11 protein-coding genes and 1 pseudogene are annotated in these 8,954 nt (G+C 69.4%); 1 reads left to right on the top strand and 11 read right to left on the bottom strand.

Going from position 1 to position 8,954, the window contains the following annotated elements; translation table 11 throughout:
• The 7 genes and pseudogenes from ACWCO2_RS36225 to ACWCO2_RS36195 form a co-directional block, all read right to left on the bottom strand.
• Nucleotides 1–483 (bottom strand): annotated as a pseudogene (locus ACWCO2_RS36225) (IS1380 family transposase); the annotation flags it as partial.
• Between the two features lie 202 nt (nt 484–685).
• Nucleotides 686–1,291: an RdgB/HAM1 family non-canonical purine NTP pyrophosphatase gene (gene rdgB, locus ACWCO2_RS36220; protein WP_450132321.1), complete on the bottom strand. Its 606-nt coding sequence runs from the start codon at nt 1,289–1,291 to the stop codon at nt 686–688.
• Nucleotides 1,288–2,043, bottom strand: coding sequence for a ribonuclease PH (gene rph / locus ACWCO2_RS36215; protein ID WP_450132320.1), 756 nt, complete (start codon nt 2,041–2,043; stop codon nt 1,288–1,290). The genes rdgB and rph overlap by 4 nt, the downstream gene beginning before the upstream one ends.
• A 63-nt stretch (nt 2,044–2,106) precedes the next feature.
• The gene (locus tag ACWCO2_RS36210) at nt 2,107–2,559 is read right to left on the bottom strand and encodes an N-acetyltransferase family protein (RefSeq protein ID WP_450132319.1); all 453 of its coding nucleotides are present in this window, start codon (nt 2,557–2,559) and stop codon (nt 2,107–2,109) included.
• On the bottom strand, nt 2,549–3,307 hold the full coding sequence (locus ACWCO2_RS36205; protein ID WP_450132318.1) for an MBL fold metallo-hydrolase: 759 nt from the start codon (nt 3,305–3,307) through the stop codon (nt 2,549–2,551). The genes ACWCO2_RS36210 and ACWCO2_RS36205 overlap by 11 nt, the downstream gene beginning before the upstream one ends.
• Nucleotides 3,304–4,119 carry a glutamate racemase gene (murI, locus tag ACWCO2_RS36200; protein ID WP_450132317.1) on the bottom strand — a complete coding sequence of 272 codons (816 nt, stop codon included), beginning with the start codon at nt 4,117–4,119 and terminating at the stop codon, nt 3,304–3,306. The genes ACWCO2_RS36205 and murI overlap by 4 nt, the downstream gene beginning before the upstream one ends.
• Nucleotides 4,116–4,715, bottom strand: coding sequence for a rhomboid family intramembrane serine protease (locus tag ACWCO2_RS36195; RefSeq protein WP_450132322.1), 600 nt, complete (start codon nt 4,713–4,715; stop codon nt 4,116–4,118). The genes murI and ACWCO2_RS36195 overlap by 4 nt, the downstream gene beginning before the upstream one ends.
• Before the next feature lie 172 nt (nt 4,716–4,887).
• On the opposite strand from ACWCO2_RS36195, the gene ACWCO2_RS36190 reads away from it, so the two are divergent.
• Complete coding sequence (locus tag ACWCO2_RS36190; protein ID WP_450132316.1) at nt 4,888–5,712, top strand: SMP-30/gluconolactonase/LRE family protein; 825 nt, start codon at nt 4,888–4,890, stop codon at nt 5,710–5,712.
• A 100-nt stretch (nt 5,713–5,812) separates the two neighbouring features.
• Here ACWCO2_RS36190 and ACWCO2_RS36185 read toward each other — a convergent pair whose 3' ends face one another.
• The 4 genes from ACWCO2_RS36185 to ACWCO2_RS36170 form a co-directional block, all read right to left on the bottom strand.
• Nucleotides 5,813–6,763, bottom strand: a complete 951-nt coding sequence (locus ACWCO2_RS36185; RefSeq protein ID WP_450132315.1) for a PLP-dependent cysteine synthase family protein — start codon at nt 6,761–6,763, stop codon at nt 5,813–5,815.
• A gap of 127 nt (nt 6,764–6,890) precedes the next feature.
• Nucleotides 6,891–7,166: a MoaD family protein gene (locus ACWCO2_RS36180; RefSeq protein ID WP_450132314.1), complete on the bottom strand. Its 276-nt coding sequence runs from the start codon at nt 7,164–7,166 to the stop codon at nt 6,891–6,893.
• Between the two features lie 72 nt (nt 7,167–7,238).
• Nucleotides 7,239–7,694: a Mov34/MPN/PAD-1 family protein gene (locus ACWCO2_RS36175; RefSeq protein ID WP_450132313.1), complete on the bottom strand. Its 456-nt coding sequence runs from the start codon at nt 7,692–7,694 to the stop codon at nt 7,239–7,241.
• 97 nt (nt 7,695–7,791) lie between these two features.
• Entirely contained in the window at nt 7,792–8,820 is a 1,029-nt protein-coding gene (locus ACWCO2_RS36170) for a P1 family peptidase (RefSeq protein WP_450132312.1), read from the bottom strand.
• Nucleotides 8,821–8,954: the final 134 nt, after the last annotated feature.

The following is an 8,954-nucleotide window of genomic DNA, read 5'->3' as shown; positions in this document are numbered from 1 at the left end:
CAGGCCCCGCACCTTCGTATACCCATACGCCGAACCCTGTTTCCCCGCCCCGTAAACCTCTTTGATCTTCGAGTCGATATCGACGAACACCAGCCCATCTGCCCCCGGCAACAACCCGCACCGCCCGGCCAGACGTTCCAGCACCATCCGGCCCAGCTTCTCCAGCTGCGCCACATGCCCATACGTGAAGCCACGCAGAAACATGCCCAGCGTCGACGGCGCCCGCAACTCCGTGAACAACCGGGCCATGCCACCGTGACGGACCACCCCGAGATCGTCGATCGAGTCCGCACCACAGGCCATGCCCGCCACGACCGAGGACACCTTCACACCCGGATTCGCCCCCGCCGAACCCACCGCGGGTGACAATTTCACCGTCTGCTCAGCCAGATCAGCCAAGCCGGCCTGCTCGGCCAGCCGCATCACCGGCACCACACCCGCACACGACACAAGATTCGGATCATCGAACCTCACCGACACCACGCCAGCACTATGCGATGCTTGCATCCAGCAGATGCCCTCCCACCTCGGAACCGATTGTCTCTCTCGCAAGAACAATCATCCCAGGCCAGAGGGCATCTACCCCACCACGACACGACCCCCACCGCCACAAACCTCAACACAACACCGGCGGATCCGGGCTATGTCGGTCAAAGGTGCCCTTCACCAGGGATCGTGTGCGTTGTCAGCCCGCGAGGTTGCGGAGTTCTGGGAGGAGCAGGCGGAGGGCGCGGCCTCGGTGGGAGTCTGCGTCCTTCTCGGCCGGGGTCAGCTCGGCGCTGGTTCGGGTTTCGCCCTCGGGGACGAAGATCGGGTCGTAGCCGAAGCCGTTGGTTCCGCGCTCTTCGCGGATCACCGTTCCTCGCCATTCGCCTCGGACCACGGTTTCCGCGCCGTCCGGGTGGACCAGGGCCGCTGCCGAGACGAAGGCCGCACCGCGGCGGTCGTCGGGGACGTCCGTGATCTGGCCGAGGAGGAGGTCCAGGTTGGCCTGGTCGTCTCCGTGCTTGCCGGACCAACGGGCCGACAGGACACCGGGCATGCCGTTGAGGGCGTCGACCGCGATGCCGGAGTCGTCGGCGATCGCCGGGAGGCCGGTGGCTTTCGCCGCGTCCGCCGCCTTCGCCACCGCGTTCTCCTCGAACGTCGCGCCGGTTTCCGGGGCTTCCGGGAACTCGGGGACGTCCGCCAGGCCGACGACCTCCACGCCGGTCACGCCCTCGGCTTCGAGGATGCGGCGCAGCTCCACCAGCTTCTTCTGGTTGCGAGTGGCCAGCAGGACGCGGCTCATGCCGCACCGCCCGGCAGCTCGCCCGGGTACGGCGCGGCCAGCGCGTCGGCCTGCATCTGGGCGAGCTTCGCGCAGCCGTCCAGCGCGAAGTCGATCATCTTGTCCATCGTGGACCGGGTGTAGGTGGCGCCCTCGCCGGTGCCCTGCACCTCCACCAGGGTGCCGTGGTCGGTGGCGACCACGTTCATGTCCACCTCGGCGCGCGAGTCCTCCTCGTAGGGCAGGTCCAGGCGCACCCGGCCGTCCACCACGCCCACGCTGATCGCGGAGATCGAGCAGGACAGCGGCTTCGGGTCGGACAGCCGACCGGCAGCGCCCAGCCAGGTCACCGCGTCCGCCAGCGCCACGTACGCACCGGTGATCGCGGCCGTGCGAGTGCCACCGTCAGCCTGGATCACGTCGCAGTCCAGCGCGATGGTGTTCTCGCCCAGCGCGGCCATGTCGATGCAGGCGCGCAGGGAGCGGCCGATCAACCGGCTGATCTCGTGGGTGCGGCCGCCGATGCGACCCTTCACCGACTCCCGGGGGCTGCGCGTGTTCGTAGACGACGGCAGCATCGCGTACTCCGCGGTCACCCAGCCCAGTCCGGAACCGGTCCGCCAGCGCGGAACGCCCTCCTGGACGCTGGCCGCGCACAAAACCCGCGTCCGGCCGAACTCGACCAGAACCGAACCTGCCGGCCAGTCCTGGTATCCGCGTGTGATCCGCACCTCTCGGAGCTGGTCGTCGCTCCGCCCATCCGCTCGTGCCACGCCCCAACCCTAAGCCCGGCCCGAATCACCCCTCGTCAAGGGGCCACCCGCGCATGTCGGGCACTACGGCTGCCAGACGTAGCGGACGTCCGGTTCGCGCTCTTCGTTGCGCTGTCCGTCGGTGTGCTCGACCGCGACGAAGCCGTGCCGCTCGTAGAAGCGCCGGGCGGGGCCGTTGACCTGGAAGGTCCAGAGCTCCAGCCCGTCCGGGCGACGGCGTTTGGCCAGGTCCACGAGCTGATCGCCCAGTCCTCGGCCGCGATGCGACGGATCGAGGTAGAGCTGCTCCAGCTCCGCGCCCTCGAGCACCAGGAGGCCGACCACCGAGCCCTGCTCCTCGGCCACCCAGCACTCGGAGTTCGGTACGACGACGTGGGTGAACCAGCCCCGCACCTCGTCGTCGCTGTGCGCTCGGCGCACCGTCGGCAGCGCGGTGTTGAACGAGCGCAGCCAGACGTCGGCCATGTCCGTCGCGTCGGAATCGGCAGCTGGCCGGAGCACGACGTCAGATTTCATAGGTGCCATCCGCAACGACTAGTTCGGTCGGTCCGTCGTAGACGGCCTTGGCTTCGGTGCGGATCGCGTTGCCGTTCGCCCACGGCACGACGTGGGTGAGCAGCAGGCGCTGAGCTCCGGCCGTCTTCGCCACCTCCGCGGCCTGGCGACCCGACAGGTGCACGCCTCCGGGAGCATCCGGGGAGTCCTCCCAGGACGCCTCGGACAGCAGGACGTCGGCGTCCGCGGCGAGGTCGGTCAGCTGGGGGCACGGGCCGGTGTCGCCGGTGTAGGCCAGCACCTTGCCCTCCGCCGCGACCCGGAATCCCCACGACTCGCACAGGTGCGCCACCGGCATCGCCCGCACCTCGAACGGGCCGATGCGCACGGGTTCGGCGGACACCGTGACGAACTCGAACACGTCCGACAGATCCGTCTCGGCCAGCTCCTCGGCGTCCGGCGCGTAGAGCGCGGCGAACCGCTGCGGTGCGTTCGCGGGCGCGATCACCGGAAGCCGTCCGCTGGGCCGGTTCGGGTGGTAGCGGCGCAGCACCGCGAGCGCACCGAAGTCCGCGCAGTGGTCCGGGTGCAGGTGGCTGAAGAACAGCGCGTCCAGCGAGAACGGGTCGATGAACCGCTGCATCGCGCCGAGCGTGCCGTTGCCCAGGTCGATCGCGATGCGGGTGTCGCCGGACTCCAGCAAGTACCCGGATGAAGGCGAATCCGGGCCGGGAATGCTCCCGGAGCAGCCGAGGATCGTCAGCTTCATGCGGTCGAGCTTGACATGGCCAGCGGCCGGACGGCATCGGCCTTGAGTACCGGACCGAGGAACCGGGTGGCCAGCCGGGCGAACCGGTCAGGCGTCCCGGTGGCGTGGAACGCGTGCTCGGGCACCGCGTCCGGCCCCGCGAGCAGGTCGTTCTCGGTCAGCACCCGCACCACGTCCTTGGCGGTCTCCTCCGCGCTGGAGACCAGCGTCACCTGGTCCCCCATCGCGATCTGGAGCACACCGGTGAGCAGCGGGTAGTGCGTGCAGCCGAGCACCACCGTGTCGACGTCGGCCTGCTGCAGCGGGTCGAGGTAGCTCTGCGCGAGTCCGAGGATCTGCCGGCCGGTGGTGATGCCGCGCTCGACGAAATCCACGAACCTCGGGCAGGCCACCGTGGTCAGCTCGATGTCCGGGGCCGCGGTGAAGGCGTCGTCGTAGGCGCGGGAGCGGATGGTCGCCTTGGTGCCGATCACGCCGATGCGCCGGTTGCGCGTGGTCGCCACCGCGCGTCGCGTCGCGGGCATGATGACCTCGACCACCGGGATCGAGTAGCGCTCGCGGGCATCGCGCAGGCAGGCCGCGGACGCGGTGTTGCAGGCCAGCACCAGGGCTTTCACGCCGTCCTCGACGAGCGCGTCGGTGATGGCCAGGGTGCGGGCGCGGATTTCGGCGAGCGGCATCGGGCCGTAGGGCGCGTTGGCCGTGTCGCCGACGTAGTGCACGGTTTCGCCGGGCAGCTGATCCATGATCGCGCGGGTCACGGTCAGCCCGCCGACGCCGGAGTCGAAGATCCCGATCGGGGCGTCAGTCACCCGGCCAGTGTGCCAGGCCCACCGCTGGTGACCCGCTGCCGAGTGCTGCGTCCCACCAACCACGCGGCCAGGAACCCGGCAATCGCGCCGAACAGGTGGCCCTCCCAGGAGATGCCGGGCTGACCGGGCAGCACGCCCCACAACATGCCGCCCCAGTAGAAGAACAGCACCACCGCGACCAGGATCTGCGCGATGCTGCGCTGGAAGAAGCCGCGCACCAGCAGGAACACCATCCAGCCGAAGATCACCCCGGACATGCCGATGTGCACCCCGGGCGTCGCTCCGAACAGCCAGGTGCCGAGGCCGCCGATGATCCAGATAGTCGCGGTCACCGCGAGGAACTGCCCCAACCCGCCGGCGAGCACCAACCAGCCGAGCACCAAGAACGGCAGCGTGTTGGCCCACAGGTGATCCCAGCCCGCGTGTAGCAGCGGGGCCCACAAGATCCCGTCGAGGCCGCCCACGGACCGCGGTTGGATGCCGTAGCTCTCCAGGTTCGTCAACGGGTTGACCCGATCGTAGAACTCGATGCCGTAGAGCGCCGCAGTGGCGATGAGCATGCCCACCGCTGCGCTCAGCGGATTCGGGGGCAGCACGCGCGGTCGGGGACGATCAGGCAGCCGGTTCACACTTCGAGGTTACGCGGAGCGCCCCTCCGCGGTCTCGGGGTTCGCCCGGAGATTCGGACGTCTTGCCCCAACCGCAAGATCAACAGTCTGGCCGCGCGATAAGGTCCTGGATCGTTGCGTTCCGGACGAAGGGCTTCACGTGCAGGTCGACTCAGCAGTGCCAGCGGCGGCGCGATCCGGACGAGCGCCCACGTGGGACATCGGCACCGACACCCTGCTGTGGACCGACCCGCCGGCGCACAGCGCGCACCGCTTCGTCCCCGGCCGCACCGATCACGCGATGGAACTGCCGCAGCAGGTCAGCGCGGCGAAAACGCGCAGCCGCGGCGGCCTGGCGCTGCACTTGGACGAGGGCATCGCCCTGTTCGACTCCACCGGCTCGCAGCGCACCTGGCTGATCTACTGGGCGCGCGAGGGCGCCGAAGCGGGCGCGACGATGATCGACGCCAAGGGCCGGCTGTGGGCGACGACGCTGGGCGAAGGCGGCTGGCTGGTCCGCGTCTCCGGCGACGGCTCGGCGCACATCGCGCTCAAGGACCTGCCCGCGGGCAACGGCATCGCCTGGAGCCCGGACAACACCCGCATGTACCTCGCCGACGGCGAAGCCCGACGCATCGACGTCCTGGACTTCGACCTGACCACTGGTGACTGCTCCAACCGTCGCACCCTGTGCGAGCTCGACGGCGAACCCGGCGGCCTGACCGCGGACGCCTCCGGCCACCTCTGGATCACGATCCGCGACCGCGGCGAGCTCCGCTCCTACACCCCCACGGGCGACCTGGACCGGACGATCCCGCTCCCGGCCCAACGCCCGACGGACTGCTGCTTCGGCGGCCCGGACCTGACGAACCTCTACATCACCACGGCAACCGACGAGGTCTCCGAACCCACCGAAGCCGACGGCTCGATCCTCGTCATCCCCAACCTGGCAACGGGCGTCCGCCCCTACTCCTTCGCCGGCTGACCCCAGGCCCCAGAAACCACAGTTTCAATTGAAACTGTGATCCGCCGTGGGTGGGATTTACAGTTTCAATTGAAACTGTAAATCTCCGGGCGTAGACGGATCAGGCCCAGAGCTGGCCTTCGAGGCGTTGGGCTGCGTCGTCGAGGGTGCCGCTGTAGGCGCCGGTGGAGAGGTACTTCCAACCGGCGTCGGCGACGACGAAGGCGATGTCCGCGGATTCGCCGTTGGCTGCGGCCTTCTCCGCGATCGTCAGTGCCGCGTGGAGGACGCCGCCCGTGGAGATGCCGGCGAAGATGCCCTCGGACTCCAGCAACTGGCGCGTGCGGCGCAGGGCGTCGTAGGAGCCGACCGAGAAGCGGCGGGTCAGGACCTCGGCGTCGTAGAGCTCCGGGACGAAGCCCTCGTCGAGGTTGCGCAGGCCGTAGACCAGCTCGCCGTAGCGCGGTTCGGCCGCGACGATCTGCACGTCGGGCTTCTGCTGGCGCAGGTAGCGACCGACGCCGACCAGCGTTCCGGTGGTGCCCAGGCCGGCCACGAAGTGGGTGACGGTCGGCAGGTCGCGCAGGATCTCCGGCCCGGTGGTGGTGAAGTGCGCTTCGACGTTGGCCGGGTTGCCGTACTGGTAGAGCATCACCCAGTCCGGGTTCTGCTCGGCCAGATCCTTGGCCATCGCCACCGCCTGGTTGGAACCACCGGCCGCCGGCGAGGAGATGATCCGCGCGCCGTAGGCCTGCAGCAGCTGCCGGCGCTCCTCGGAGGTGTTCTCCGGCATCACGCAGACCAGGCCGTAGCCCTTGAGCTTGGCCGCCATCGCCAGCGAGATCCCGGTGTTGCCCGAGGTGGGCTCCAGGATCGTGCAGCCGTGGGTGAGGCGACCTTCCTTCTCGGCGGCCTCGATCATGGCCAGCGCCGGGCGGTCCTTGATCGAACCGGTCGGGTTCCGGTCCTCCAACTTCGCCCACAGCCGGACGTCCGGAGCCGGCGACAGGTGGGGCAACCCCACCAGAGGCGTGTCACCGAGCGCGTCCAGCAACGAGTCGTAACGAGCCACGGTGCATCTCCTACTCACCGCAAGAAGAACAGTTCTGCGGGTTCTCAGAGGCTCTCCCGGGGCAACGCATTCGGGAATGCCTCTGAGAACCCACTACTGGCATCGCCACGCAGGGCGAGTCTGAAACTCACATGCCGCCGGCGACGGCGGGGAGGATGGTGACGTTGTCGCCGTCGGCGACCTTCGCCTCGAGACCACCGGCGAAGCGGACGTCCTCGTCGTTGACGTAGACGTTCACGAAGCGGTGCAGGTTTCCCTCCTTGACCAGGCGGGACTTCAGGCCGTTGTAGTTGTTGTCGAGGTCGTTGATGACCTCGGCGACGGTGCCGCCCTCAGCCTGGACCGACTTCTCGCCACCGGTGTGGGTACGCAGGATGGTCGGGATCGAAACCTTGACTGCCATGGGAAACCTCCATGTCCACAGAGGACTACATAGGGATGCGGGGACGCGAACACCAGCGGGTACGACCGCGGTTCAGTCGCGGTCGGGAACCTCGTCGAATCCGGTGTGGGCGAACATGTACGACTCGACGACCTCCACCGGCTCCTCGGTGACCTCGCCGTCGAGGATCCGGTAGGAACGCAGCTCATGGGTCTTCGGGTCCCTGGTGGACACGAGCACGTAGTGCGCGTTGGGCTCCGAGGCGTAGGAGACGTCGGTGCGCGACGGGTAGGCCTCTGTCGAGGTGTGCGAGTGGTAGATGACCACCGGCTCCTCGTCGTTGGCGTCCATCTCACGCCACACCTTCAGCTGTTCACCGGAGTCGAACCGGTAGAAGGTGGGCGAGCGCTCGGCGTTGATCATCTCGACCAAGCGTTCCGGGCGGTCCGACCCTTCCGGACCGGCGATCACACCGCACGCCTCGTCCGGGTGGTCCCGTCGGGCATGCGCGACCATCGCATCCACGAGGTCGCGTCGGATCACCAGCACAGCAACCATCCTAATAGGTGGAGCACCTCGCTCCCACGATGTGGAATCGCGGTCGCGGGTGCGGCTTTCGTCGGGCGAAACGTAGGTCCACGATGATTCATTCCCGCGACGAGGGGTAGAGGCTCGTGTACGACGTCACCTCGTCGACCGGCTCGGCAGCCAACACGCCGCGCACGATCGCCCGCGCCACCACGTCGGCGGCCGCCGCGCTCACCGCGTCCAGCCGCGTGGACCAGCCCTGCTCCCCCGGCGCGGGCAGCGCCGCCCCGGTGCCGGTGGCCAGCGCGAACATGGTGTCCCCGTCGACCAGCAGGTGAGCGGGCCGCACCGCGCGGGCCAGCGCGTCCTGGGCGGCCACCGCGAGCCGCTGGCACTCGGCCTTGGACAGCTTCAGGTCGGTGGCGACCACGCCGATGGTGGTGTTGAGCGGGCGGTCGATCGGCCCGCGGCGGCCGGGGCGGGTGTCGAACAGCGGCCGGGCCGCGTCGATCTCCGCCTGATCGGGTGACCGCAGACCAGGAGTGGGGATCCACGGGAGTCCTGTATCGGGGTCGATGGCCGAGCCAGCGGCGTTGACCGCCACCAGCGCGCCGATCGTGGTGCCGTCGTCGAGCACCTCGCTGGCCGTGCCGATGCCGCCCTTGACGCAGCCCACGACCGCGCCGGTCCCAGCGCCGACGTTGCCCTCCCGCGTCTCGGTGCGGGTGGCGTTCCCGCAGGCGCGGTGGCCGAAGTCGGCGTCCGGCCGGTTGCCCCAGTCGTTCATCGGCAGGTCGAAGATCACCGCGCCGGGCACCACCGGAACCACGTGCATCGGGTCGGGGCCGACGCGCACGCCGTGGCCGCGGTCGCCGAGCCAGCGCATCGCGCCGTCGGCGGCGGCCAGCCCGTAGGCGCTGCCGCCGGTCAGCACGATGCCGTGCACCTGCTGCACCAGGTGGCTCGGCTCGAGCACGTCCGTCTCGCGCGTGCCCGGCCCGCCGCCGCGGACGTCGACCGCCGCGCTCGCGCCGTCCGGCACCAGCACCGCAGTCACCCCGGTCGCCCACTGGGCGTCGAGCCGCTGCTCGTGCCCGACCAGCACCCCATCGACGTCGACGAGCGCGTCCCGCTCCCCCGCTGCCATACCGCCTCCTCCGCTGTCGTCGACGGCCCCGGTCCCGCAATTTCCATTGAGGTGATCTCAGTGGTTTATGTGTAGCCGTGTTCGTGGTGGGTGAGCACGAGTGCGGCTTGGACGATGTCGCCGGTTTTGCGGGG

It is taken from the genome of Saccharopolyspora sp. NPDC002376 (assembly GCF_053593195.1).
Note: the sequence above shows the minus strand (reverse complement) of the source record. Positions and strands in the feature narration are given on the sequence as shown.

Excerpts from the sequence above, each read along its gene's own strand:
- rdgB (WP_450132321.1), bottom strand. The coding sequence starts at position 1,291 with ATGAGCCGCGTCCTGCTGGCCACTCGCAACCAGAAGAAGCTGGTGGAG.
- ACWCO2_RS36210 (WP_450132319.1), bottom strand. The coding sequence starts at position 2,559 with ATGAAATCTGACGTCGTGCTCCGGCCAGCTGCCGATTCCGACGCGACG.
- ACWCO2_RS36205 (WP_450132318.1), bottom strand. The coding sequence starts at position 3,307 with ATGAAGCTGACGATCCTCGGCTGCTCCGGGAGCATTCCCGGCCCGGAT.
- ACWCO2_RS36180 (WP_450132314.1), bottom strand. The coding sequence starts at position 7,166 with ATGGCAGTCAAGGTTTCGATCCCGACCATCCTGCGTACCCACACCGGT.
- ACWCO2_RS36170 (WP_450132312.1), bottom strand. The coding sequence starts at position 8,820 with ATGGCAGCGGGGGAGCGGGACGCGCTCGTCGACGTCGATGGGGTGCTG.